The organism is Streptomyces sp. NPDC005722, from assembly GCF_040630935.1.
In the GTDB taxonomy this organism is placed as follows: Bacteria; Actinomycetota; Actinomycetes; order Streptomycetales; family Streptomycetaceae; genus Actinacidiphila.
In genome coordinates this window covers 1-25,334 of the sequence record NZ_JBEXYN010000041.1, presented here as the reverse complement: position 1 = coordinate 25,334, position 25,334 = coordinate 1, and the positions used below count along the sequence as shown (strand labels likewise).

At 70.1% G+C, this 25,334-nt stretch carries 23 protein-coding genes; 15 read left to right on the top strand and 8 right to left on the bottom strand.

The genetic code is table 11. The annotated features are described in order from the left end of the window. Nucleotides 1-232 precede the first annotated feature (232 nt). The 12 genes from ABZ479_RS32740 to ABZ479_RS32685 all read left to right on the top strand — a co-directional run bounded on the left by ABZ479_RS32740 (nt 233) and on the right by ABZ479_RS32685 (nt 12,198). On the top strand, nt 233-1,471 hold the full coding sequence (locus ABZ479_RS32740) for an MFS transporter (RefSeq protein WP_500464935.1): 1,239 nt from the start codon (nt 233-235) through the stop codon (nt 1,469-1,471). 276 nt (nt 1,472-1,747) lie between these two features. Next, nucleotides 1,748-3,598: an AfsR/SARP family transcriptional regulator gene (locus tag ABZ479_RS32735; protein ID WP_500464934.1), complete on the top strand. Its 1,851-nt coding sequence runs from the start codon at nt 1,748-1,750 to the stop codon at nt 3,596-3,598. A 163-nt stretch (nt 3,599-3,761) separates the two neighbouring features. Next, nucleotides 3,762-4,223 carry a DUF5709 domain-containing protein gene (locus tag ABZ479_RS32730; protein ID WP_500464933.1) on the top strand — a complete coding sequence of 154 codons (462 nt, stop codon included), beginning with the start codon at nt 3,762-3,764 and terminating at the stop codon, nt 4,221-4,223. 209 nt (nt 4,224-4,432) lie between these two features. Next, nucleotides 4,433-5,146, top strand: a complete 714-nt coding sequence (locus ABZ479_RS32725; protein ID WP_500464932.1) for an RNA polymerase sigma factor — start codon at nt 4,433-4,435, stop codon at nt 5,144-5,146. 94 nt (nt 5,147-5,240) lie between these two features. Further along, the gene (locus ABZ479_RS32720; RefSeq protein ID WP_500464931.1) at nt 5,241-6,158 is read left to right on the top strand and encodes an NADP-dependent oxidoreductase; all 918 of its coding nucleotides are present in this window, start codon (nt 5,241-5,243) and stop codon (nt 6,156-6,158) included. A gap of 131 nt (nt 6,159-6,289) precedes the next feature. Beyond that, nucleotides 6,290-6,673, top strand: coding sequence for an MmcQ/YjbR family DNA-binding protein (locus tag ABZ479_RS32715; RefSeq protein WP_500464930.1), 384 nt, complete (start codon nt 6,290-6,292; stop codon nt 6,671-6,673). A gap of 52 nt (nt 6,674-6,725) precedes the next feature. Beyond that, on the top strand, nt 6,726-7,613 hold the full coding sequence (locus ABZ479_RS32710; RefSeq protein WP_500464929.1) for an SDR family oxidoreductase: 888 nt from the start codon (nt 6,726-6,728) through the stop codon (nt 7,611-7,613). 433 nt (nt 7,614-8,046) lie between these two features. Beyond that, entirely contained in the window at nt 8,047-8,601 is a 555-nt protein-coding gene (locus ABZ479_RS32705) for a carboxymuconolactone decarboxylase family protein (RefSeq protein ID WP_500464928.1), read from the top strand. Between the two features lie 114 nt (nt 8,602-8,715). Beyond that, entirely contained in the window at nt 8,716-9,540 is an 825-nt protein-coding gene (locus ABZ479_RS32700; protein ID WP_500464927.1) for an isocitrate lyase/PEP mutase family protein, read from the top strand. Between the two features lie 58 nt (nt 9,541-9,598). Next, nucleotides 9,599-10,246: a nitroreductase family protein gene (locus ABZ479_RS32695; RefSeq protein ID WP_500464925.1), complete on the top strand. Its 648-nt coding sequence runs from the start codon at nt 9,599-9,601 to the stop codon at nt 10,244-10,246. A gap of 201 nt (nt 10,247-10,447) precedes the next feature. Next, nucleotides 10,448-11,833, top strand: coding sequence for a dihydrolipoyl dehydrogenase (gene lpdA, locus ABZ479_RS32690; RefSeq protein WP_500464924.1), 1,386 nt, complete (start codon nt 10,448-10,450; stop codon nt 11,831-11,833). Nucleotides 11,834-11,967: 134 nt separating this feature from the next. Next, nucleotides 11,968-12,198, top strand: coding sequence for a hypothetical protein (locus tag ABZ479_RS32685; RefSeq protein ID WP_499605870.1), 231 nt, complete (start codon nt 11,968-11,970; stop codon nt 12,196-12,198). Here ABZ479_RS32685 and ABZ479_RS32680 read toward each other — a convergent pair. Then, entirely contained in the window at nt 12,195-12,554 is a 360-nt protein-coding gene (locus ABZ479_RS32680) for a DUF7638 domain-containing protein (protein ID WP_500464923.1), read from the bottom strand. The two genes, ABZ479_RS32685 and ABZ479_RS32680, sit on opposite strands and share 4 nt — an antisense overlap. Before the next feature lie 287 nt (nt 12,555-12,841). Here ABZ479_RS32680 and ABZ479_RS32675 point away from each other — a divergent pair, with 287 nt between their 5' ends. The 3 genes from ABZ479_RS32675 (at nt 12,842) to ABZ479_RS32665 (ending at nt 15,154) form a co-directional block, all read left to right on the top strand. Then, a complete protein-coding gene (locus tag ABZ479_RS32675; protein ID WP_500464922.1) occupies nt 12,842-13,777 on the top strand; it encodes an SDR family NAD(P)-dependent oxidoreductase in 936 nt (311 codons plus the stop codon). Nucleotides 13,778-13,982: 205 nt separating this feature from the next. Beyond that, nucleotides 13,983-14,639, top strand: a complete 657-nt coding sequence (locus ABZ479_RS32670; RefSeq protein WP_500464921.1) for a TetR/AcrR family transcriptional regulator — start codon at nt 13,983-13,985, stop codon at nt 14,637-14,639. A gap of 125 nt (nt 14,640-14,764) precedes the next feature. Then, on the top strand, nt 14,765-15,154 hold the full coding sequence (locus ABZ479_RS32665) for a hypothetical protein (protein ID WP_500464920.1): 390 nt from the start codon (nt 14,765-14,767) through the stop codon (nt 15,152-15,154). A 125-nt stretch (nt 15,155-15,279) separates the two neighbouring features. Here the strand turns inward: ABZ479_RS32665 and ABZ479_RS32660 are convergent, their stop codons facing one another. The 7 genes from ABZ479_RS32660 to ABZ479_RS32630 all read right to left on the bottom strand — a co-directional run bounded on the left by ABZ479_RS32660 (nt 15,280) and on the right by ABZ479_RS32630 (nt 25,171). After that, entirely contained in the window at nt 15,280-16,446 is a 1,167-nt protein-coding gene (locus tag ABZ479_RS32660; RefSeq protein ID WP_499605880.1) for an ROK family protein, read from the bottom strand. A 281-nt stretch (nt 16,447-16,727) separates the two neighbouring features. Then, a complete protein-coding gene (locus ABZ479_RS32655; protein WP_500464919.1) occupies nt 16,728-20,054 on the bottom strand; it encodes a PQQ-dependent sugar dehydrogenase in 3,327 nt (1,108 codons plus the stop codon). 116 nt (nt 20,055-20,170) lie between these two features. Continuing rightward, nucleotides 20,171-21,139, bottom strand: a complete 969-nt coding sequence (locus ABZ479_RS32650; protein ID WP_500464918.1) for a sugar phosphate isomerase/epimerase family protein — start codon at nt 21,137-21,139, stop codon at nt 20,171-20,173. Between the two features lie 94 nt (nt 21,140-21,233). Next, nucleotides 21,234-22,184, bottom strand: a complete 951-nt coding sequence (locus tag ABZ479_RS32645) for a hypothetical protein (RefSeq protein ID WP_499605885.1) — start codon at nt 22,182-22,184, stop codon at nt 21,234-21,236. Nucleotides 22,185-23,140: 956 nt separating this feature from the next. After that, a complete protein-coding gene (locus tag ABZ479_RS32640) occupies nt 23,141-23,596 on the bottom strand; it encodes a DUF6069 family protein (RefSeq protein WP_500464917.1) in 456 nt (151 codons plus the stop codon). 137 nt (nt 23,597-23,733) lie between these two features. Then, a complete protein-coding gene (locus ABZ479_RS32635) occupies nt 23,734-24,771 on the bottom strand; it encodes an RNA polymerase subunit sigma-70 (RefSeq protein WP_500464916.1) in 1,038 nt (345 codons plus the stop codon). Nucleotides 24,772-24,952: 181 nt separating this feature from the next. Continuing rightward, entirely contained in the window at nt 24,953-25,171 is a 219-nt protein-coding gene (locus ABZ479_RS32630; RefSeq protein ID WP_500464915.1) for a hypothetical protein, read from the bottom strand. Between the last annotated feature and the right edge of the window lie 163 nt (nt 25,172-25,334).

Below are 25,334 nucleotides of genomic sequence, written 5' to 3'. Positions count from 1 at the left end.
GGACGGCGACGAGGAACGGGGGAGGCCGCGTTGGTAAGGCGGCGCCGCTGAGCGCCGCTAATCACACGCAGCGGGGCACTGTTGTGCCTGCTCCCTGACACGTGTCGTCTGCTGCGCCGTGTGATCCGGTGCGCCGGCCTGCCCCTGCTCGGGGTCGGCCCCTTGCGCGGAGTCCCAGCCCGGACACGCAGGAACCTCCTGGTGATCCAGAACGATGGAAAGGTACTGCTCGATGCATGACGTGGCACCGGTGACCCACCTCGCCCGCCCGGGCAGATCGCTCAGGCCGGCATTCCCCTCCGCGGTGGTCTCCCTGGTGGCCTCGTTCGCCGCGTCGGCCGCACCGATCCCCCTGTTCAACACCTATCGGGCCGAGGACGGGTTCACCAACGCCGGCGTCTCGCTGGCCGTGGTGTCGTACTCCTTCGGCACGATCGCCGCACTACTGACCCTGGGCCGGCTGTCCAACCATCTGGGTCGACGGCCCACCGCGATCGCCAGCCTGGGCATGCTCCTGCTGGGTTGCCTGCTGCTGCTGAAGGTGCACGACATCGGCGCCCTGATGGCCGGTCGGCTGCTGATGGGCGTGGGCGCGGGCCTGGCCAGCAGCAGCCTCACCTCCTACATCGTCGACACCGCACCCGCCAGGCCGGAATGGTTGGCCTCCGTCGCCTCCAGCCAGGGGCCCATGCTCGGCCTCACGCTCGGCGCCGTCACCTCCGGCGCCCTGGTCCAGTTCGGCCCCTGGCCCCGCGACCTCGTCTACCTGGTGTGTGCCGGTCTCCTCGTACTGTCCGCCGCACTCATCGTCATCAGCCCGGAAACCGCGAAGCCGACGCCGGGCGCTTGGCGATCACTGATACCCCGCGTCCGCGTACCTGCCCGGGTCAGGCACCTGCTCCCGGTCGCCGCCGCGCTGTACCTGGCCACGTGGGCGACCGGGGCGTTCTACCAGGCATTCATGCCCGCACTGGTCGCAGACCGCCTCCGGACCCACAGCCCGCTCGTCCTCGGGCTGGTGTTCGCCGCCTACATGGCCCCCAGCGTTCTCGGCGCCCCCATCGGCGGCCGGTTCACCTCCGCGGCGGCCCAGCGCATCGGCATGACGATCTTTCTGGCCGGATGGATCGGCATCATGACGGCGATCACCATCGGCACTCTGGCGTTGTTCATCGCCGCGACCGTCGTCGCAGGCGGCGGTCAGGGCATCGCGATCAGTGCCGCCACCCGCGGCTTGCTGCACGACAGCGCCCTGGCCGACCGGGCGCCGATCTTCAGCGCGATCTACCTCCTCTGCTACAGCGGCGCGGCCTTCCCCAGTCTCCTCTCCGGCCAACTGTCGAAGGCCGTCGCGCTACCGGACATCGCCCTCGGATACGGCGCACTCGCTCTCGTCGCCACCGTGTTCACCGTCCTCGCCGCACGCAACCCGCGCACCGTCACGACCCCGGACACCGCACACATGGTGTGATCGCCTTCGGGCTCACCGTCACTGCGCGGCGGCCGCCCGCGACGGGCGGAGGCGGCCCAGCGGGGTGCGGTATCGCGGGAGGACGAGTTCGTCCAATTTGGTGAGCGCTCGGTCGCGGCACGCGACCATCACCTGCACGGACGTCGCATCTGCCGGCCAGAGCATGCGAGGACTATTTGGTCCTGAAAAGTGGTCGATCTGAGGTACGTTTGAGGAAGGCAGTTCCCCGCGGACAGCCACGCAAGCGTCACAAGGATCTCCAAGGCGGTAGGCACCATGCATGCAGGCGTCGAGTTCTCCGTGCTCGGCCCGGTCCGGCTCCACAAAGAGGGCGTCGAGGCCGCAGCCGGCCAGCCGAGGCAGTGCGCCGTGCTCGCTTCGCTGCTGCTCAGGGCGGGCAAGCCCGTGAGCCTTTCGAGGCTGGTGGAGGACGTGTGGGGCGACGACGCCCCACCGTCGGCCGTGGGCTCCGTGCGCACCTACGTCTACCGGCTCAGGCAGGCCCTGGGGGAGAAGAGCGACAGCTCCGTGAGCCGGGTCGACGGGGGCTACCTGCTGCGCATACCACCGGACGCCCTGGACCTGAACAGGTTCAAGGAGACGATGGCGAAGGCGAGGGAGGCCCGCCGCACCGGCGACCTGGAGGTCGCGGCGAGCCTGCTGACGAAGGGCCTCGAGATGTGGAAGGGAGCGGCCCTCGCGGGGGTCCCGGGGCCGTTCGCGGACCAGCAACGCAGCGTCCTCGGCGAGCTGCGCCTCGCCTGTGCGGAGGAGCAGCTCGCGTGCGAGGTGGAGAGAGGGCGCTACACCGAGGCGGCCGCAGAACTGTCCGCCCTGCTGGCGGAGCACCCGCTTCGGGAGCGTGTGTGCGGCCTCCTCATGACCGCGCTCTACGGTGCCGGACGGCAGTCCGAGGCCTTGACGATCTACCACACGACCAGCCACCTGTTGCGTCAGCGCCTCGGCGTCAGCCCGTCGACGGAACTGCAGCAGGTCCACGAGCGCATCCTCTCCGGGCGGTTCCAGCTCCCACAGAGCACCGAGCGCCCGAAGGACACGACACGGACGCCTCGGCCCCACGTCCCGGCCCAACTCCCGGCTGCCCTGCCGAGCCTCGTCGGTCGCGGCAGCGAGCAGGCACAGGTCGAACGCCTGGCCGCCGAGGCGGAGGCGTCGTCCTCCGTGGCCATCTGCACGGTCGGCGGGCTGGCCGGGGTGGGGAAGACGGCTTTCGCCATCACCGTCGCCCACCGGCTGGCCGACCGCTTCCCCGACGGCCAGCTCTTCGCGGACCTGCAGGGAGTCGGACCGGAGCCGGAGCCGAGGGACCCGGCGCACGTGCTCGAGGACTTCCTGCAGGCCTTGGGGGTCCGCCTCGAGGACATGCCCGAGACCGCGCAGGCACGGGGTCTGATGTTCCGCGGCCTGCTGGCCAAGCGGCGCGTGCTCGTCGTGCTCGACAACGCGTCGAGCACGGAGCAGCTGAAGCATCTGCTCCCCGGAAGCGCCGGCTCCATGGCCCTGGTCACCAGCCGCATGCAACTGCACGCGCTCGTCGCCGCCTACCAGGCACTTCCCCTCACCCTCATGCCCCTGAGCCTGAGCGACGCACGCACCCTCCTCGCGCACCGGCTCGGCGCAGCGAGGACGGCAGCCGAACCGGAGGCCGTCGACCGCATCATCCGCCTGGCCGGGCAGCTCCCCCTGGCCCTGGCCAACGTCGCCGCCCGCGCGGCGTATCGTCCGCAGCTGCGTCTGGCGGGCCTGGCCGACGAGTACGAGGTGCCGGAACACAGCACTCTCGACGCCTTCGCGAGCGAGGAGGACCGGGCGCTCGACGTCCGCGAGTCCATCACCCGCTCGTACCGCCTCCTCGACACGGAGACGGCCGCGCTCTTTCGCGACCTGAGCGCCTGTCCGGACCCCATGTTCGCGGCATCGCAGGTCGCGGACCTGGCCGGACGGCCCGAGGGCCGCGTCCGGCAGGTCTTGTCGCGCCTCACCCGATCGCACCTCGTTTCGGAGATCGGCCCCGGTCGGTACAGCTGGAACCGGCTGGTGGCCGCATACGCGGTGGAGCAGGCGGGGCAATGGTTCCTGGACCAGGGCAATCCGGCCCGGTTGTAGGGCGAGCAGGGCCGGCGACGGCCGGGGTCGACGACCTGCCTGCCGGGAGACCATGCCGGATAGACGCCGCGTCGACACCCGGCCGCTTGGATGGTCGTCACCCGCCGCGCCGTCGAGGCGCCGGCACCGAGATGCCGTGGGATCCGACGGCATGGAGGCCGTGATGACTTCACCAGATGATTTCCCGTCCTACGAAGACCTGGCCGAATCCAACCCCCTGCGCTCGCAGGAGGAGTACGACGAGGACGAGCTGGGAGAGGACGTCCTGGACCAGGGCTATTCACCCGCCGACGCGCCCCTCGCCGTCAACGACTGGGGCGTCACCGCGAGGGAGGGTGCCTCCCACGAGGACCTCGCCCATCGGCTCAGGCGCGAGGTGCCGGACGTCAGCGCACCGGAGGAGGGCGACGGACTGGGCGACACGATCGGCACGGACGGAGAGCTCATCGACGACCAGGTCGGCGACGAGCGGGCGGGACGCCTCGTCGGCTGGGACACGGACGTTCTCACCGCCGGATACGACGGCGACGACTACTGGGCGCGGGACGTGGGCATCGACAACGGCGCCGCCTCCGCCGAGGAGGCGGCTGTCCACGTGGTGCCCGACACCCAGGAAGGCTCCTGAGGGACTGCGGCACCGGCAGGGCCGGGAAGCCTCGACGGAACGGCATCCCGGCCGCACGTGGGTCGCTCGCCGGAATCCGAGGGGACCCCGTCCCGGAAATACGGGGGATGCGGGCCCGGCAAGAGAGAAAACAGCGACTTCGCGTAGACGCCCTGTAGATGGTCTCGTGCTGGGATTGTTCACACGAGATAACCTGGGGACTGAGAACCATGCGCTGTGCAGATGGTGGAAAAACGTGCCGCCCGGCCCTGAATGGACAGGCCGGAACCAGCGGAAGTGCCCCGGCAGCAGCACCCGCCGCGAGCCGGGGGCAACTCGACCCGGAGTCCGCCGCCTGGGTCGATGCACTCGAGGGCGGCCGCGGGCCCGAGTACGAGCTGGCCTGCACGCGGCTGCACGAACTGCTGGTGCGGATTGCCCTGGACGAAGTGTTCCGCCGGGGCCCTCGCTACCGAATTACCGGGCCCGAGCTGAACGATCTCGCCCACCAGGCGGCAGCCGACGCGCTGATGAGGATTACGAAGAAGATTCGGCAATTCCGAGGCGATGCCAGGTTCACGACGTGGGCGTTCCGATTCGTCGTGCTCGAGGTTTCCAACGCTCTGGGCCGCCAGTTCTCGCGTGTTTCACATACCGGGTTCGACGTCGATGAATTGGCACAAGTGCCCGACCGCTCCGGTAGCGACCCTGTCAGCCACTGGCAGGCGCGGGAGCTGGTCGAAGCCGCGCGCCGCGCGGTCGAGACGGCGCTGACGGCCCGCCAGCGGCAGGTCTTCACCGCCGTCGTCAACGGGGTCCCCCTGGAGACGCTGGCCGGCGAGCTGGAGACGAACCGCAACGCGCTCTACAAGACGATGTTCGACGCCCGCAAGAAGCTGCGGGCCCAGCTGATAGCCGGCGGGCATCTGAACGCCGCGGGCTGAGGCGGCGGCGACGGCGTCCCGCTGACCGGGGGGCTCGGACGGGCGTTGCACACGTCACCAGAACCCCAACACCTACACGGAAAGAGGCATGTCGATGAAAGCCATTGTGGTCACCGACCAGGCCGCGGGAACGTCCGGAATGACGCTGACGGAGCGGCCCGAGCCGCTCGCGGCGATCAACGACGTCATCGTCCGGATCCATGCGTCGGGCTTCGTCCCCACGGAGATGGAGTGGCCGTCCACCTGGGCCGATCGCGCCGGCCGTGACAAGACACCGTCGATCCCCGGGCACGAGCTGGCCGGAGTGGTCTCCGCCCTCGGCTACGGAACGACGGGGCTCTCGGTCGGGCAGCGGGTGTTCGGCCTCGCCGACTGGCACCGCGACGGCACCCTTGCGGAGTACGTGGCGATCGAGGCGCGCAACCTCGCACCGCTGCCAGGCGACGTCGACTTCACGGTGGGCGCGTCGCTGCCGATCTCAGGGCTGACCGCGTGGCAGGGCCTGTTCCAGCACGGCCGCCTCCAGGCCGGCCAGACCGTCCTCGCCCATGGCGCGGCCGGAGCGGTCGGGACGATGGTGACCCAGCTCGCCCGTGAGGCCGGCGCCTACGTCGTCGGCACCGGACGTGCCGCCGACCGCGAGAAGGCGCTCGACTTCGGCGCGCACGAGTTCGTCGACCTCGAGAACGACTCGCTGAAGGACGTCGGCGGCGTCGACCTGGTCCTCGACGTCATCGGCGGCGAGGTGCAGAAGCAGTCCGCCGCCCTGATCAAGGCCGGAGGAACACTGGTCTCCGTCGTCGGCCCGGTGGAAGCACGGCCTACCGACGGTCTGGCCGTCGACTTCGTCGTCGAGGCCGATCGCGCCGCGCTCGGTGAGATCGTGCAGCGAGTGCGGGACGGACGGCTGCGGACCAACATCGGTGACGTCGCGAGCCTCGACGATGCCGTCAGTGCCCTCAACCCGACCACGCGACGCCTCGGGAAGACCGTCATCCGCGTCCTCCCGTAGGCAGTGGACGGTCACCGTCCGACCCGGCAGGTCGTGGTCCTGATCCACGCCACGGCGATCGGCCACCGACCGGCGCAAGGACCCGAACCGACACACGCCGGACACCCGGACCGGCAGAGGAGTTGATCACCTTGGACGGACAGGAAGTGCAGAAGATCGCCCGCGACTGCACCGCGGATCTTCCCGGCACCGACCAGGAGCTTCGTTTCGGCCCCGACTGGGAGCTGCACAAGGTGGGTGGCAAGGTCTTCATGCTCATGACCGACATGCCCGGACGCCCCGTCGTGATCCTGAAGGCCGATCCGGACGACGCCACAGCCCTGCGAGAGCAGTACCCGGGCATCACCGCGGGCTACCACATGAACAAGAGGCACTGGATCACCGTCGAAGGCGGGGACGCCGTCGACGACAAGCTGGTGAAGGAACTCGTGACCGACTCCTACCGCCTGGTGGTCGGCGGGCTTCCCAAGTCCAGGCAACCCGTGGACCCCCACACCTACAACCGGCGGGCCTGACCCTCGGCCTGCCATCCTGCGACGCAGCGTCGCAGGAGTATTGGAGCCTCCCATGCGCGTTTTCGTCACCGGAGCCAGCGGCACCGTCGGCTCGGTCGTCGTTCCCGAACTCATCGCCGCCGGTCACGAGGTGCTCGGTCTCGTCCGCTCCGATGCCGCGGCCACGGCCGTCGCCGCCGTCGGCGGGACGCCGCTCCGCGGCGACCTCACCGACCTCGACAGCCTCCGCGCCGGCGCCACGCAGGCCGACGGCGTCATCAACCTGGCCTTCAGCAACGACTGGAGCAACATCGAGCCGGGCATCGAGGAGGAAGCACGCGCCGTCAAGACCTTCGCCGCCGTACTCGCGGGCAGTGGCAAGCCGTTCGTGCACGCCGGCCTCACGCCGATGCAGCCGGGCCACACCTCCACCGAGGACGACCCCGACACCACGCACGGTCCGGTCGGCGGCCGCGGCCGCACCTCCCAGGAGGTGCTGAGCCTGGCCTCGCAGGACATCCGGTCCTCCGTCGTGCGACTGCCGCGCTCCGTGCACCAGCGCGGGACGACGTACGGCTTCTGCTCGGTGCTCATCGCCGCCGCGCAGGAGACGGGCGTGTCCGCGTACGTCGGCGACGGCACGCAGCGATGGCCGGCGGTCAACCTGCTCGACGCCGCCACACTGTTCCGGATCGCACTCGAGGACGCCGCGCCGGGCACGGTCCTGCACGCGGTGGCCGACGAGGGCGACACCATGAGGTCGCTGGCCGAGGCCATCGGCGGCGTTCTGGCGGTGCCGGTCGAATCGGTGCCGGCGGAGCGCTTCGGCCTCATCGGACAGGTGTTTGCCCTGGACATGGCGTCGTCGAGTGCCTTGACCCGGGCAAGGTTCGACTGGAAGCCCACCCACCCGAGCCTGATCGACGACCTCAGTGCCGGCGACTACCCGGCACTGGCCTGAGGACCCGGGGTTACCTGCCCCCTATCCAGAAGTTGGACTAAATGGTCCACTACGGAAATCCGGTCACGATCGAGGTGTGCGGCCTGAACGCTGCTCGACCCGACTGATCGATCGGCTCGCGAGGTGGCCAGATGGCGACGTTGAGCTGCAGTTTATTGTCCCAGTGCGACGTCGACCCAGGTGTGGCCGGCGCGGCTTGCCCGACTCGGCGGGAGGGGTTTGGCGCTGTAATTATTGGTCTGTATAGTCCTTCTTGGGGCAGCGTCCCGGGTGAAGGAGATCCGGGACACGAGGCCGACAGCGTCATCCCCCGTACGTCAGGTCGCCAGGCGCCAGGCGCAGGTGAGGCCCGCGACGCAGCCGGGGCAGCCCTCCGAGGCCCGACGTGGACTCGACAACGACTACTCACACCCCGACCGGAGGTCGGTTCGCCGTGTCACGACTGAAAGCTCCCGCACCAGAGGACGTCCCCGCCGGCGCGCAGCGGATACTCGACAACGTCGGTGCGCAACTCGGCTTCGTCCCGAACATGTTCCAGGCCATCGCGTCGAACCCGACCGTCCTCGAGGGCGTCACTACCCTGCAAGGCACCTTGAGCCGGGTTCTGGACGCGAAGACCCGGCACAGCATCGCGCTTGCCGTGTCCCAGGCCAACGGCTGCGACTACTGCCTGGCGATTCACAGCCACGTCGCGACCGCGTTCGGCGGCATGTCAGGCGCCGACATCGAGCTCGGCCGCAGCGGCAGCTCGGTCGACCCCCGGCGCGCCGCAGCCGCTCGCTTCGCGCAAAGGGTGGTCGACAGCCGCGGGCGCGTCAGCGATGCCGAGCTCGAGGAGGTGCGAAGCGCCGGGTACACCGACTCCCAGATCCTGGCGATCGTCGCTGTGGCGGTGCAATTCCTGCTCACGAACTTCATCAACAACGTCAACCAGACCGACGTCGACATCCCCACCGTCGACTCGGTCGGCACGGCCGTGGCCCCGTGAGCACCCGCACCCGGCGCGTACGACGCCCGACACGGCCGGCGGGGGCGCGATTCAGCCCGCCCACCCGGTCGACGGACCCCTCATCAACTCGACGATGATTCAGGAAGGCTCGACATGGCGGGCTCCGAACTCTACGAGAACTTCATGGCGTTGCACACCCGCGACGGTGGTCTCGTCATGCCGAACGCCTGGGACGGCCTCTCGGCGCTGATGCTGGCCGACGCCGGCTTCGAGGCGATCGCCACATCGTCGGCGGCGCTCGCCTTCTCACTCGGCCGCCTCGACGGGCGTCACGAAGTCACCCGCGACGAACACCTCGAGCACGCGCGGCTGCTCGGCCGGCTCACGCGACTGCCCGTCAACGGGGACTTCGAGGACGGTTACGGCGACTCGCCCGAAGACGTCGCCGCCACCGTTGAGGCCGCCGTGGCGTCCGGACTGGCCGGTATCGGGATCGAGGACACCTCGGGCCGTCCCGAACAGCCCATCCGTGACTTCGACGAAGCGGTCAGTCGCGTACGCAGCGCTGTCGTCGCGGCCAAGAGGCGGATCGTCGTCACCGGCCGCACCGACAACTTCATCCAGGGCCGGCCCGACCTCGACGACACCATCCTGCGGTTGACCGCCTTCGCCGAGGCCGGCGCCGATGTGCTCTACGCCCCGTACCCGCCCGACCTCGACGCACTCGTCGCGATCGTCACCGCGGTCGCGCCGACACCGGTCAACGTCCTCGTGTCACCGTCCGACACGGTGCTGACCGTCCCCGAGCTGCAGAAGGCCGGGGTGAAGCGCATCAGCCTGGGACCGGCGCTCTACGCCCACGCCATGGGGGCACTCGAACAGGCCACGAAGGCGCTGGTCGCGGGCGACCTCGCCTCGGCCACGACAGGCATGAGCTTCGACCGCATCCAGGAACTGCTCTCCGCCACCACGAACTAGCCCGCACGCCACTGTCACCGGCTCCTCGCCCACGACCACAAGAAGAAGGAACGTCGCAATGGATCTCGACAAGCTCATGAACAAGCACCTCACCAGGTACTTCGACCCCAGCAAGACCATCCCGGAGGAGACCCTCCAGCAACTGCTGAGGTTCCTGCGCTCGACGCCGTCGTCGACGAATGTGCAGCCCAATCACTTCTACGTCCTCGCGACGCCCGAAGGAAAGGAGCGGCTGGCGGCCAACCTTGGAGAACGGTTCCAGGACAACGGCGAGAAGATCCTCAACGCCTCACACACCGTCATCCTCACCACCAGGGCGGACCTTCCCGAGAGCCACCTCGAGGCGGTGTTCGCCAAGGAGCGGGGCGACGGACGGTTCCCCGACCCGGCGAAGCAGGCGCTGTGGGAGTCGATGACCCGCGACTTCCTCAACCTGCGCAACTACGGCTACAAGGACCTGAACCACTGGATGGAGAAGCAGACCTACCTGGCGATGGGTCTGACCATGATGGCGGCCGCCGAGCTCGGTGTCGAGGCCATGCCGCTCGAAGGGTTCGACCCGACCAGTGTCGACAAGGCCTTCAAGATCCGCGAGACCGGGCACACCACGACCGTGCTGATGGCGCTCGGCTACCCCGATCCGGCGAAGGTGTACACCAGCCCGGTCTCCCGGTTCGAGCACGACCAGCTGTTCACCTTCGTCTGATCATCCCCGGCCACCGGACCTGCCGTGGCCGACGTGCGAAGACCCGCGGACACCTCGGTCGTTGACGCCGGCCCGCCCCGGACCACCGGGCCGCCGACAGGGGCCGCTGGTCATGACGACCCGCCCAGGACCGGGCGGGCCGTGAAACGCCGCGCGGCGGTCGGCTCCATCCACACAGTCAATGCGAAAGGGAGGGCCCTCATGTCGGGAGCCACCGAAATATTCGATCTCGTCGTCCTCGGCGGCGGCAGCGCGGGCTACGCCGCCGCTCTTCGCGGTGCCCAGCTCGGCCTGCGCACGGCGATGGTCGAGAGACACAAGCTGGGGGGCACCTGCCTGCACAACGGGTGCATCCCCACCAAGGCGCTGCTGCACGCCGGCGAGATCGCCGACCAGGCCCGCGACGCGGAGTCGTTCGGGGTGAAGGTCTCTTACGCGGGCATCGACATGGCGGCCGTGCAGCGCTTCAAGGACGAGACGGTCGACGGCCTCTGCAAGGGCCTGACAGGCCTGGTGAAGGCACGCGACATCACCTACATCGAGGGCGAGGGCCGCCTGTCCTCCGCTACCTCCGTCGACGTCAACGGCCGGCGCATCGAGGGCCGCCACATCGTGCTGGCGACCGGTTCCGTACCGAAGTCCCTGCCGGGCCTGGACATCGACGGCGACCGGATCATCTCCTCCGATCACGCCCTCGTCATGGACCGGGTGCCGAAGTCGGCGATCATCCTGGGCGGCGGTGTCATCGGTGTCGAGTTCGCCTCCGCCTGGAAGTCCTTCGGCGCCGACGTCACGGTCGTCGAGGGGCTCGGACACCTCGTGCCGCTCGAGGACGAGAACTCCTCGGTCCTCCTCGAGCGCGCCTTCCGCGAGCGCGGCATCAAGTTCAACCTGGGCACCTTCTTCTCGAAGGCCGAGTACACCGACGACGGTGTCAAGGTCACCCTCGCCGACGGCAAGGAGTTCGAGGCGGAGATCCTCCTCGTGGCCGTCGGCCGCGGCCCGGTCTCGCGTGGTCTGGGCTACGAGGAGCAGGGGGTTGCCATGGAACGGGGCCATGTCCTGGTCGACGAGTACATGCGGACGAACGTCCCGACCATATCCGCCGTCGGCGACCTGGTCCCCACGCTCCAGCTCGCACACGTCGGCTTCGCCGAGGGCATCCTGGTGGCGGAGCGTCTGGCCGGCCTGAACGTCGTTCCGATCGACTACGACGGTGTGCCGCGGGTGACCTACTGCCACCCCGAGGTCGCTTCCGTGGGCCTCACCGAAGCCAGGGCCAAGGAGGTCTACGGCGCGGACAAGGTCGTCTCGACGAAGGTCCCGCTCGGCAGGAACGGCAAGAGCCGGATCCTGAGGACCGCGGGTGAGATCAAGCTCGTCCAGGTCGAGGACGGAGCCGTGGTCGGCGTCCACATGGTCGGCGACCGCATGGGCGAGCAGGTCGGCGAGGCACAGCTGATCTACAACTGGGAGGCGCTGCCGGCCGAGGTCGCCCACCTCATCCACGCCCACCCGACGCAGAACCAGGCGCTCGGCGAGGCCCACCTGGCCCTGGCAGGGAAGCCCCTCTTCACGCACGACTGAAGCAGGACGGGGCGTAGTAACAGGTCCTGGGACCCCGCCGGCCCGGTGGACAGCGTCGTCGTCAGCAAGGCCACCGTCACAGGCAGGCAGACCATTCCCGGCTGCCGTGGACAACAGATACCGCGAGGTCAGTCATGCCGCAGCCATCGCCCAGGCGTCCGCACATCGTGGTGCACAGCCCAGCCCTGGACGGCTCCCGCCGGGTCACCAACGGGGACGTGATCGTGGGCATCGCCTCCCACCTGGATGACGTCATCGAGATCCTGCGACTCGCCGACCTCGACCGGATGGCGGTCGAGGAGAGTGACCTCATCGAGTGGCAGGGAGGTGGGCCGGACGAGTGGCCGGGACTTTCCGAACCCTAGTCGCAAATCGTGCCGTCGCGCGGGCGGCCGGGGCTCCGGCTCGCACCGTCAGCCGCATCCCGCGACGCCACGACGGCTCCCCTCCCGGACTCCGCCGAGCGGGTTCGGCACGCCCGCCCCGGTGATTCCTGCACGGTTGCCGGGGCGTGGCCACCCGGCGCTGGGGCCAGACGCTCAGGGGCGCTGAGAGCGATCGATCCGGACGTCAGCCGCTCCTGGAGCCCCTGCACATCCATCGCACCCACGCAGCGGATCGCGCTGTCGGCACAGACGAAGCGATCAGCCAGGCGGTAACCCTCGCACGTCGTGGTCCACACCTGGCACCACGCTCCGCCGACCCGTTGCCCATCCACCAAGCGGTACGTCGGCCCGCAGCCCGATCGTCTTCACCCGAAGCGGGGGCCGCCGTGTGGCGCTTATCACGTCAGGGGTCAACCAGGTGCGTGCGCCCGCCTCGCGCTGCGGATCGCCGTTGCCTTCGCGGACCGTCCCCATGGTCCGGACCGCGTGCCTCACGTCGCTGCCGGACCAGAACGCGAGTCTGAACACCATGTATGGTTTCGTTCGTGATGCCTCGGCCGAAGCCGTGGGAGACCCCACCGGCCGGGCAAGGAACCAGCTCTTTTGAAGGCAGGGCACAGCCATGACGCTCACCACCACGTCGTTCGGGATGCGGGCCACCGCCGCCGAGGTACTTGACGGAGTCGATCTCAGCGGGCGCCGGATGATCGTGACCGGAGGGGCGTCCGGTCTCGGTGTCGAGACGGTGCGCGCGCTGGCCGGTGCGGGAGCGCAGGTCACGATCGCCACGCGGAACCCCGCTGACGCGGAGCCGCTGCTCAAGGAGCTGCCGGGCACGCGGGCCGTCGCGGTCGACCTCGCCGACCTCGCTTCCGTCCGCGCCTTCTGCGACGACTGGAACGGGCCGCTCGACGGCCTCATCGCCAACGCCGGCGTGATGATGCTCCCCACGCATCAGGTCAACGCACAGGGGTGGGAGATGCAGCTCGCCACCAACTACCTCGGCCACTTCGCCCTCGCGGTCGGCCTGCACAACGCCCTGCGGGCCGCCGAGAAGCCGCGCGTGGTCGTGCTCAGCTCCGGTGCCCAGCTGCGGGCCGGGTTCGACTTCGACGACCCCCAGTTCGAGCGACACCCCTACGACGCGTTCGTCGCCTACGCGCAGTCGAAGACCGCGGACGTGCTGCTCGCCGTCGGGATCAGCCGCCGGTGGGCCGAACACGGCATCACCGCCAACGCCTGCGCGCCGGGGTGGATCCACACCAACCTGGCTCGCCACATGGACCAGGCGACGATGCAGGCCCTCGGTGCCATGGACGCGGACGGCAACCTGGTCACCCCCGACTACTTCAAGACCCCGGCCCAGGGAGCAGCCACCACGGTGCTGCTGGCCGCCTCCCCGCTCCTCGACGGTGTGACAGGGCGGTACTTCGAGGACAACCAGGAATCGCCCGTCGTCGACGGGGGCCCCGAGGTGATGGCGGGCGTCGCGAAGTGGTCGGTGGACCCGGCCGCCGCGGACCGGCTGTGGGACTACGCCCTGCCCGTGGTGCGCTGACCCGGAAACCTCCAGGCACAATGGGGGGCCGGCCCCCGCGGCCGCACGAAGCCGCAGGCAGGCCCCCCATCGGCACGGGTCCGCTTCCACCTCGGGCAAGGTGGGGGCGAGCCGCTGCGGAGGACAGGATCCCTGTCACCATCGCGGACCTCCCTCGCACGAGCCCGGGTCGATGCGAGGCACGACACACACTGGAGGACGCCTGATGCGACCCATGACCCGCCGCCAGGCCGACAGCTACGCTGCGCGTTCGGCCGCGACCCGGGCTCAGGTGACGTCCACCCTGGAGCGCATGCTCGCTTCCGGCACGGCCTTCTCCGACATCAGCGTCCAGAAGCTCCTGGAAGCGGCGGGCGTGTCCCGCGCCACGTTCTACGCCCACTTCCCGAGCAAGTCGGACGTCCTGGTGCGGCTTGCCGACGGTCTCCGGGAGTCACTGCTCGCGCTGGCACGACAGTGGGACCCCGCCGCTGGCGAGGACGGGGCCGACCGCTTCGCCCGGTTCTTCGAGGAAGTCATCAGGATCCACCGCGCCCACCAGGGCGTGCTCACCGCGGTCCGGGAGGCGGCGGCCTACGACGCTGCGGTGAGCGACTTCTACACGGCCAACCTCGAGGGCTTCGAGGAGACGACGCTGCGCACCGTACTGTCCGAGCAGGCCGGCGGTACGACGCCGGCGGACGTCGACGCTGTCGCCGCGAGCCGGATCATCGTCTGGGGCGGCTCCCAGGCGATCGCACACCACATCAGCGTCGACGACGGCAGCCGGGACGCCGCCTTCGCCCGGGAACTCGCCCGGATCTGGTGGTACGGCGCCTACCGTCGCCCCGCGCAAGGCGAACACGGCACGCGGCCCGACTGAAGTACGGAAGCGTTGCATCGGGTGCCGGCGCGAGGGGCGCCGCGTCATTCGTCGCAAAACGATCCTGGAGATCCTCGTACTCGTCTCCGCAGGCACCCCTCGGACCACACCACCAGGAGGAACCGGTGTCACAGCCGCAACGACTCACCCCCGAGGAGACGCTCGCCGACGCGAAGGAGCTGTTGAGCCTCCCGCGTATCGTCGTGATCTGCGGCTCCACCCGCTTCATGGCCGAGATGACCGAGGCCGACCTGCGGGAGACCGCGGCCGGAAGGATCGTCGTCAAACCGGGCTGTGACATGAAGTCGCCGCACGAACTGTGGGCCGATCCTGTTGAGGCCGAGGCGCTGAAGGTCCGACTCGACGATCTGCACCGGGCGAAGATCCGGCTCGCCGACGAGGTGCTCGTGGTCGGCGACTACATCGGAGACAGCACCCGGGCCGAGATCGCCTACGCCCGGTCCCTGGGCAAGCCCGTGCGGTTCACGCACCCCGAAGTCGACCCCGACGCCTGACCGCCCGCTGCGCCGGATGGGCAGTGGGTAGGGCACTGGGCCGGCTGCCGAGCACCGTGCTCGTCGGCGCCGGCCGCGGGCAGTTCGTGTTCCCTGTGGGGTGGCCGACGGAACCGCCCTGGTCGTCAGAGATGGTTCTCGAAGTCGAGTTCGCTGGCCAGCAGTGCCGCGCCGGCCACTCCGGCGCGCGGGCCGAGTTCGGACAGCACGATCTGCAGGTTCCCGGTGGCGAGTGGGAGCGAGCCCTTGTAGACGACGCTGCGGATCTCGGCGAGCAGCAGGTGGCCGAGCCCGGAGACGCCCCCGCCGATCACGATCATCGACGGGTTGATGAAGCTGACCAGCGTGGCGAGGACCTGCCCCACCCGGTGGCCGCCGTCCCGGATCAGGTTGACGCACGTGACGTCGCCGCCGGCTGCGCACTCCGCGACGTCCACCGCGGTGAGGAGGCCCTCCGCGGCGAGGCGTTCGGCCAGCGCCGGCGACTGCCCCGAACGGGCGGCGGCGGTGGCGTCCCGGGCGAGGGCCACACCGCCGAAGAAGGCCTCCAGGCAGCCGGTCTTGCCGCACGCGCAGGCCGGTCCCTCGGCCTCGACCTGGATGTGGCCGATGTCGCCCGCGGATCCCTCCGACCCTCGGTAGATGTGGCCGTGGACCTGGACGCCGCAGCCTATGCCGCTGCCGATCTTGACGAACAGCAGGTTGTCGACGGCCTTGGCGACCCCGGCGTACCCCTCGCCGAGGGCCATCACGTTCACGTCGTTGTCCACCACGACCGGGCAGCCGTGGGCGCGGGTGAGGGTGTTCCGGACGGGAAAGCGGTCCCAGCCCGGCATGATCGGCGGGGAGACCGAGATCCCCTCCTTGAAGCTGACCGGCCCGGGCAGCCCGATGCCTATGGAGTTGAACCGCGCGCAACCGGCCTGGTCCGCCATCTTGTTCAGGAGTTCGTTGACCCTGTCCAGGACCGCACGCGGGCCTTTGCGGATGTCGGCGGCCTCGGCGTAGGAGGCGATCGGGTTCAGTCCTCCGTCGGTGATCTCGATGTCGATCGAACTGGCCCCGAGGTCCACCGCCGCGAAGCGGATGTCGGGATCGAGTTGGACGAGGGTGGAAGGCCGGCCGCCGCGAGAGGTGGCCCGCCCTGCCTCGAGCACCTTCCCGGCGGCGATCAGGGCTTCGAGTTCCGCCAGTAGCCTCGGCCTCGCCACTTCCAGCTCGTCGGACAGCTGTGCGCGCGACAGCGGCCCGAGGTCGCGCAACAGGCTCAGCACGCGGTACTGGATGCTCACGGGCCCACTTCCTGGGTATCGGCCGAATGTGTGACAAAACGTTAGAGGCGTCACTTAATAAGCGTCAATGGCTTTCACGCGAATCGCCGAAAGTTAAATCCGAAACGAAGAAAGCGCCGGTGTGCCGGGAAGTCCCCCGACGGGAATCCCCGTTGGGACGGCCGGGCACGTGGACGGACTCCAGGGCGGGCGGCCGCCGTCCCGCGACGGCCACCGGAGAGCCCTGGAGCCACCGGCGGGGTGCTGCCCGGCCCCGTGACGGCCGGGCAGCACCCCTCATGTCAGCCGGCCAGGCCTCCCTTCACGGCGAGGGCATCGCGGGCCAGCGCGGTCCGCGCGGTCGCGTCGGTCACCAGCTTGGTGTCCGCCGCCAGTTGCGCGACCTGGTCCAGGACGGCGGCCGCCTGGTTGGTGCGCCCCGCGTCGGCGTGGGCCCGGGCCTGGTCGAGCCGGACCGTCAGCCGCTGCCGGCCCTGCTCGGTGAGCCGGTTCTCCGCACGCAGCTGGGTGATCAGCGCGTCCAGCTCGTCGAAGGAGGTGGTGGTGGTGAAGTGCACCGTGCGCGTGGTGGTGTTGCCCGCCGCGTCACGACCCGTGACCACCAGGTCGTGGCCGCCCAGCGGCAACCGCCACAGCAGCAGGGGCTGCCCCGGGGTGACCGCCGTACCGTCCAGCGTCGCCGTCGCGGTCGGCCCGCCGGAGACGGCGTCCGTGACCGTGACCACCGGCGTCGGGCGCTGGGAGTCCCCGTAGGCGGTGTCGGCCGTGACACCGGTGACCGTCACCGCGGGTCCGGTCTTGTCGATCCGGACGGCGACGGTGCCCACGGTGGAGATGTTGTTGGCGGTGTCCGTCGCCCGGTACCGGATGGAGCTCATGCCCTCCGTGGAGAGGGTGACCGCGCTGTTCGCGCTCAGCCAGGTCGTTCCGCCGTTGAGCGAGTACTCCCGGCTCTTGATGGCGCCGTTGTCGGCGGCGTTGACGGTCAGCGACACGTTGCCGGTGTACCAGCCGTTACTGCCGTTGGGTTGGGCCGGGTTGAGGGTGGCCGTCACCGTCGGCGGGGTCCTGTCGGCGATACCGGACCCCTGGAAGGTGAAGGAGTCCACGTCGACGCCGCCCGAGGAGGTGATGTACAGCTGCCCGGAGCCGGTGGGAGCCGAACCCAGCGCCGTGTTGACGGTCTGCCAGCCGTCGCCCGCCGGGACCGTGATCGTGGCGAACGGGTCGGACCTGGGCGTGCCCCAGCGCAGCGACAGCGTTCCCGCGCCGGTGGCACGGGTCTGCACCCCGGTGATGCCCGCGAAGGACACCGGGTCGTAGCCGATCCAGTCGCCGTTGTCGAAGGCGGTCAGCTTGCGCTGGCCGGAGGCGGTGGTGTCATCGGTGATCGTGACGCCCTGAGCCGAGTCGTAGTGCTCGCCCTGCATGAGCGCGGGGTTGAGGACGACCTGGGCGTCGCTGGTGGCCGGGGGCACACTGCCGGCGCCGCGGTCGGTGTAGGTGAGACCGAGGACGCCGAAGACGTTCTCCGTGTCACCGTGGCCGGCGTCGGCCGGGGTGGTGATCGCCCCTGAGCAGCCGGTCCCGCTGGTCACCGGGTGGCCGTGCTGGTTGTGGCCGAGGCCGAGGGTCCAGGCGGCCTTGGTGCAGTCGACGTTGGTGCCGTCCTCGGGATCGTCGATCCGGGTGGCGTACGGCACCACGTCGCCCCAGGTGAAGAAGCCACCGTTGGGCGGGGAGGTGAACGCCACCGTCGGGGCGGTGTTGCCCACGGTGATCTGCTTGCTGGTCAGGCCGGTCTTGCCCTCGGGGTCGGTGACCTTGAGGCGGGCCTGGAGCTGCCCGTTGTCGGGGTACGTGCGGCTTGCCGTCGGGCCGGTGGTCTCGAACGTGCCGTTGCCGTCGAGGTCCCACTGGTAGGTGAGGGCGCTGCCCTCCGGGTCGCTGGAACCCGTGGCACTGAAGGAGACGGTCAGCGGCGCCTGGCCCGAGGAGGGACTGGCGCTGATCACCGCGGTGGGGGCCTTGTTGCCCTCCGCGTAGTCGATCCGGTAGAGGCCCGCGTCGGGGTTCTGCCGGAAGAAGCCGTCGCCGTAGTCGAGGACGTAGAGCGCGCCGTCGGGGCCGAACTCCAGGTCCATCGGGTTGTCCCACTGCGGGATGCCGTTGCCGGAACGTTCGCTGTTGGGCAGGACGTTCTCCAGCTTGGTGACCGGTCCGTCCGGGCCGGCCAGGGTCAGGGCGGCGACGTAGTCCTGGGAGAACTCCCCGAAGAAGGCCTTGCCGTCCCAGTAGGCCGGGAACTTGCCCGGAGCGGGGTTGGACGCGTCGTAGTGGTAGACCGGCCCGCCCATCGGGGCCTGGCCGCCGGGGCCGCCGGGACCGCGGAAGGCGGTCAGCTCCGGCCAGGGCTGGTCGGTGTCGCGGTCGCCGTACCACAAGGTGGCCGCCCTCGCCGGGGGGAGGTCGGTGAGGCCGGTGTTCCAGCGGGAGTCGTTGACCGGCGCGGCGCAGTCGAAGGCGGGGCCGGGGGTGAGGGTGGCGAAGTCGAAGTCCCGGTAGGGACGGGTGTTGTCGCCGGTGCAGAACGGCCAGCCGCTGTTCATGGCGGTGGTCGTGGTGTCCCACTCGACGTAGCCCATCGGCCCGCGGTTGGCGTCGGCGTTGCCGGCGTCGGGGCCGTAGTCGCCCCACATCACGGCGCCCGTGGCCTTGTCCACCGTCATCCGGTACGGGTTGCGCAGGCCCATCACGAAGATCTCGGGACGGGTCTTGGCCGTGCCGACGGGGAACAGGTTGCCCGACGGGATGGTGTAGCTCCCGTCGTCCTGGACGTGGATGCGCAGGATCTTGCCGCGCAGGTCGTTGGTGTTGCCGGAGCCGCGGCGCTCGTCGAGGCCGGGGTTGTAGGTGGCCGCGTCGTTGATCGGCGTGTAGCCGTTCACATTGGGCCCGGAGGCGGGGGTGTTGCCGCCGGTGGACAGGTAGAGGTTGCCCTGCGCGTCGAAGTCGACGTCGCCGGCGACGTGGCAGCACTGACCGCGGTTGGTGGTGACGCGGATGATCTCCTGGGCGGTGGACAGGTCGAGTTGGTCACCGGTCCACTTGAAGCGCGTGAGGGTGTCGTAGCCCTCCCACTGCTTCCAGTAGGCGTCGGTCTGCCCGGCCGGCAGCCGCTCGGGGGCCGAGCCGGTGGGAGTGCTCAGCGGCGGCGAGTAGTAGAGGTAGACCCAGTGGTTGGTGGCGAAGTCCGGGTCGAGGGTGACGGTCTGCAGACCCATCTCTGAGTTCTGGTAGACGTCGAGGTGGTTCACGACCTTGGTGATCCCGGTGCCGGGGTCGGTCATCCGCAGATCGCCGTTGCGGGCGGTGTGCAGGACCCGCAGATCGGGGAGCACGGCGAGGTCGATCGGCTCGCCGGTGTTCTTGCTGAGCGTGACCTTCTCGTAGTTCGACCAGTCCACGGCGGGGTCGTCGGCGGCGGCGGCGGTCGCGAGCGCGTCGTCCGGGTGTGCCTGCGCGGCCGGTGCCAGGGCGAGACCGCTCAGCATGGGCAGCGATGCGAGGAGCACCCCGGCCATGAGGCCTCTCAGGGTACGGTACACAGTGATGCGTCTCCTTGGTCTGTGCGGGTCAGGAGGTGCGCAGCCGGGCCGGCCCGCCGGTCGCGCCGTGGCAGCGGTACGCCGACGGCGGGCCGAACCCGGTGGGGTGCCTGCGATCAGGCCAGCAGCTGCTGCAGCGCCGTGAAGCTGCGCTGCGCGGCGCCGAACGAACCCGGCGGGTTGGGCTGGGTGTTGGGCGCGGTGTCCTGCTCCCAGATGCCGACGTGGCTGCCGCGGGCCCCGATGTCCCGGATGAACTGCTGGTACGGCAGGACGCCGGCGCCGAACTCGACGATGGAGTAGCCGTCCGCGCTCGAGTTGGCGGCGCCGTCCTTCATGTGGAACAGCGGGTACCGGTAGGGCTGGTTGCGCACGTAGGCCGCGGGGTCGAAGCCCGGCCAGCGGTGCTGGCCCACGTAGGCCCAGTACACGTCCATCTCCAAGTAGACGTAGCGCGGGTCGGTGTTGCGCAGGAAGACGTCGTACAGCCGGACCGACGGCTGGTCGGTGGCGAACGCGAACTCGCCGGCGTGGTTGTGCTGGTACAGCTTCAGACCGCGGGCGGCGGCCGCCTGCCCCCAGGTGTTGAACTCCTCCGCGGCGGCGAGGTAGCCGGAGACCGTGTTGGAGTTCGACGGTGCGTTGGCGGTGCCGACGTGCGGCATGCCCAGGATCTGCGCCGCGTCGAGCTGGCCCTGGAGGTTGGAGCGGAAGTCCCCGATGCCGACGTGGCTGCCGATCGCCTTCAGGCCGTTGTCGTCGAGCAGCTTCCGGATCTCCTGGAGCGTGATCTGCCGGCCGAGGATCGAGGTGTTCTGGGTGTAGCCCGCGAACTCGATCTCCTTGTAGCCGATGCGTGCCATCTCCTCCAGGACGACCCGGAAGCCCAGCGAGGTGACCTTGTCACGGACGCTGTAGAGCTGCAGGGAGATGCGGTCCTTCGGGATGGACAGGATGCTGGGCGCGGCGGCGGCGGACGACGCCGTCGCGGCGCCGACGACGGAGGCGGCGGCGAGCGCCACGGTGGCGCCGGCGGTGGCCCGCAGGAAGTCTCTGCGGTCGAAGGATTTGTCCAGGTGGCCCACGGTCACTCCTTGGGGGATGCGGCGAAGAAGAGTGGGGTGTGAGGTGTGCTGTGGTGACGCTGCCGAGCGCTGGTCGTCCGTGGACGGGCCGGGATCACAGCCCGCTGCCCGCGGCGGCCGCCTCGGTCTTCGCCTGCGCGGTACGCTCCGCCACCTTCGCGGCGAGGTCGGCGCCGCGGTCCTGCGGGGCCGCCTTGGCGGCCCGGGCGAGCGACGCCGAGGGGGCGGTGGTGGTCGCCGCGATGCCGCCGCGCACGCGGGCCAGCGGGCCCACCTGGAGTGCGGGGCTGTTGTCGGTGGCGGTGAGCTTGCCGCGGACGATGGTGTTGTCCAGGACCGCGTTCGCGTTGTTGCCGGTGACCGCGAGGTCGCCGCCGAGGTAGGTGGCCTGCGCGCAGGAGCTGAGCGGGCCGTCGCCGCCGAGCTGCAGGTTGTCGGAGTTGTCCTTGTACACCGTGTCGCCCTCGACCTCGCTGGCGCACAGGACGCCGCCGAGCGTGTTGGCGCTCACCGTGAGCGTCTTGCCGACCGTGGTGTCGTAGACGTCGGTGTAGAGGTTCGCGTCACCGGCGACGGCGCCGGAGACGGTGGTGCCCGAGATGTACAGCTCGCCGGACGAGGCTCTGATGTCTCCCTTGACCGTGGCGTCGACGCTGTAGAGGAAGCCGTCGACGGCCGAGATGCCGCCGCTCGCCGTGGTGTTCTGCACGTGGACGCCGAAGGCTCCCTGCTGGGTCACCGCGCCCTTGACGCTGCTGTCGGTGATGTCCAGGTAGGCGTTGTTCCCGACGGCGACGGTGCTGCTGAAGGTGACGCCCTTCGCGACGAGGTCGGCGCCGGCCTCGATCGTCACCGTGCCCTTGACCTTCGTACCGGTCAGCGTGCAGGACGCACCGGCCGGCACCACGAGGGCGCCGCTCACGGTGACGGCCCCGCCTTCTCCCACACAGGTGGTCGTGAGCGCCGCCTGCGCGGGCGCCGCAATCGTGACCAGCCCGCCCGAGGCCACCAGCGAGGCTGCGACGAGGTACGAACGGATCTTCATGGGGCTTCCCTTTCTGCTGCGGTTACGGCCACGGCGACATGCCGCGGCCGGGAACCCCCGCCGGGGCGGGGTGCTGCGGAGTGCGGGACATCTGTGACGAGGGAAGGCCGCCGCTCGCGGGCGGGTGGAGGTCGGCTGCTCGTCGGAGGTGAGGATGCGTCACATATGGCCCCGTCATGCGGGGCGGGTGGGTTGCAAGGCCGCACTGTCGTTACATCGGCGCAACATCGTGTCGATCGGCTGGAACGCTAAACCGGGGTCCCCAGTGGTGTCCAGAGCTTTGGACGCAGTCACCAAAATCTTTTTGGCGAACCGTCAAAAGATCGCCGTCATCCGCGAATTGAATCCAATGAACGGTGGATAGCACCTTGACAGGGGTGACGCTCTGCACCACGCTCGTGACGCTTCGCCACTTGGCGAGCGGTTCCACGTACCACCGTCATCCCTGACAGGAGCGCGCATGCCGACCGGAGTGTGGATGACGGGCGCCCGTGGCTGCGTCGCCACCACGGCGATGCTCGGCCTGCTCGGGTGTCCAGGCCGGACCGGCCGCACCCACCGGAGGCGCGACCGGGCCTCCCCTCCGCCGATGCCGGCCTTCCTCGCTGGTCCGACCGGGTCATGGGCCGCTTCGGCGTAGCCGGGCCCCGCCCGGCGGCCTGCGTAGGGCATGACCGGACCGTGCGAGGCCCCTGTCGTCGTGGCCTGCGGCCTTCCGTGCGGTCGGCGGAGGATCCTGTTCGTGACCCGCAGACCCGTATGGCTCGTCGTGAGTCGGGTCGCTGGACGGGTGCCGGCGCAGCTGCCCGCGCGGCGTGGACGCATCGCGGCGGCATCGGCTGGACCCGCTGGGGCGAGAGCCCTGAACAGCGTGCGGACGCAGGCCGGTTCCTCGCGCGAGCGGGTGTAGGCGCTCGCGTGTGCCTTGTGCTGTGCGGTGTCGTGTTGCCGGTCCGTCAATCCGTCCGGGCGTGGAGGGTCCGTGCCAGGGTGGGGATCATCACCGCCGCGGGGACGAGGTGGAGCCCGAGGAGGGCGGCGATGGTGGCGGTGTTCGCCCCGGACAGCAGGGGCGGTGCCAGGGAGATCACGGTCAGCGACACTGCCGTCCACGCGAACCGCTTGGCGGGGCGGGCGCTCCAGCGACGAAGAGCAGCGGCCACCACGACGCCCACGGCGGAGAAGAAGCCGGTCACCACGGCGAACCCGGGCAGGGGGATTGCCTGGCCTCCGTCGGGGACCTCGAAGTCGACGCCGGCGGCCTGGGCGAGCACAGCGGCAAGGGTGGTGGTCGCCGTTGCCGCGAGTGCGGCGATGAGGCCGGTTCGGGCGAGCTTGCGGAGTCGGCGGGTGCGGCTGGTCCGGCCGGGTGCCGGGCCTGTGACGACCCCGCTGTCATGGGTCTCGTTCAACTCGCTTCTCCCTCATCCGCTGAGTGACCTACGGCGTGTGCTGACCGGCATGTGACGGCTGGGCTGTGCAGGGTGCGGGCACCGGTGCGCCGCGACCACGGCGACACGGGCGTCACCGTCCGGTGTCCGTACCGGGGCTACCGTGTACCGTCGGCCGGCAGGCGTTCCGGCAGGCGTTCCGGCAGGCGTTCCGGCAGGCGTTCCGGCAGCGCGAGGTGCGGGAACCGGTCGGCGTGGAAGGTGACGATCTCGGTGATCAGCCCGCCGGTGATGCGCAGGACGTCGAGGGTCAGCGGCAGGTAGGCGCTCGCGCGCTCGTTCCAGAGGTAGAAGGCGACGGCGGGCTGCCGGTTGACCGACGTGGGCACGCCGCGCAGTCCCTGCATGCCCTCGAAGCCGTCCTCGATCCAGCCGGTCACCACCGCGTCGCGTCCCACGGACAGGCCCGGCGTGGGCGGCATCGAGCAGCGGACGTCGTCACGGAGCATGCCGGCGAGCCGGGCCACGTCCGTGGCGACACTGGCGTCGGTGAAACGGCGCACCAGCTCGCGCGTCCCGCAGTCCTCGGCGCCGCCGCTCCAGTCCTGCCGCTCGGCGGGCAGGTGTTCCCGCATGCCGGCGCGGGCCCGCTGCAGCGCGCTGTTGACGGAGTGGACGGAGTCACCGAGGAGCTCCCCGACCTCTTTCGCCGGCCAGTCGAGCACGTCGCGCAGGATGAGTACGGCGCGCGGGCGTGGCGCGAGGTGCTGGACGGCGACGAGGTACGCCAGCTCGATCGTCTCCCTGGCGACGGCGACGGCCTCCGGCTCGTCGGTGCCGGCCGCGGGCAACTCGTCGAGCAGCCGGTCCGGGTAGGGCTGCAGCCACGGCACCTCGCCGCCGGTCGCGGGCTCCGGACGGCGCTTGGCGAGCAGGTCCAGACAGGCGTTGGTGGCGATCCGGTACAGCCAGGCGCGGAACGTCGACCTCCCCTCGAAGGTCGCTCGCCCCCGCCAGGCACGCAGGAACGTCTCCTGCACGGTGTCCTCGGCGTCCTCGAGCGACCCGAGCATCCGGTAGCAGTGCACGTGCAGCTCCCGCCGGTGCCGCTCCGCCAGCCCTGAGAACGCCGGCTCGTCGGCCTCGCCGAGAAGACCGCTCCCGCCCAGCTCCTGAGGCCGTGTGTCCGCACCCATCACGTGATCCTTCCGTCTCGTGGAGTCCCGTTGTAGGTGTGACGGGTACGGGCGCGACAACTCATCACCAGGGCCGCCGGGGAGGGGATGCCGTCCTCGACGAGCGGGCCACTGCGGTCATCGCGTTCCAGAGGGATGCCCCGGACCTTGGACAGCGGGGCCGCCTGCTGCGTCTGAGCGGTTACGGGGATGGCCTCTTCGATCCGAGGATGATGCCGATCAGCCCGCCGGTGGCTGTGCCGAGCCACGGACCGAGGTAGGCGAGGGCGGGGACATCGACGTCCCAGGTTCGGACGGCCGTGATGATCAGGATGAGCAGAATCGCCTGCGCGATCAGATAGACCGTGATCTTGCGCTGTGTGGTCCAGGCTCGCATGTGCTCTACGAGCTTTTGCCTCATCAAGCCCCGTTATGTTTTTCGCGGTCCTGCAAGAGGGCCGCTGGCCTCCGGGCCCGGTATGACTGTTGCCCCCTGTCGAACGGATGACCTGGGGGGTGGTGTCACCGGGCCCGAGGGGTGCCGTCGGAGACGCTGATGAGAGGTCCGACCGCCGCCTGGCCGG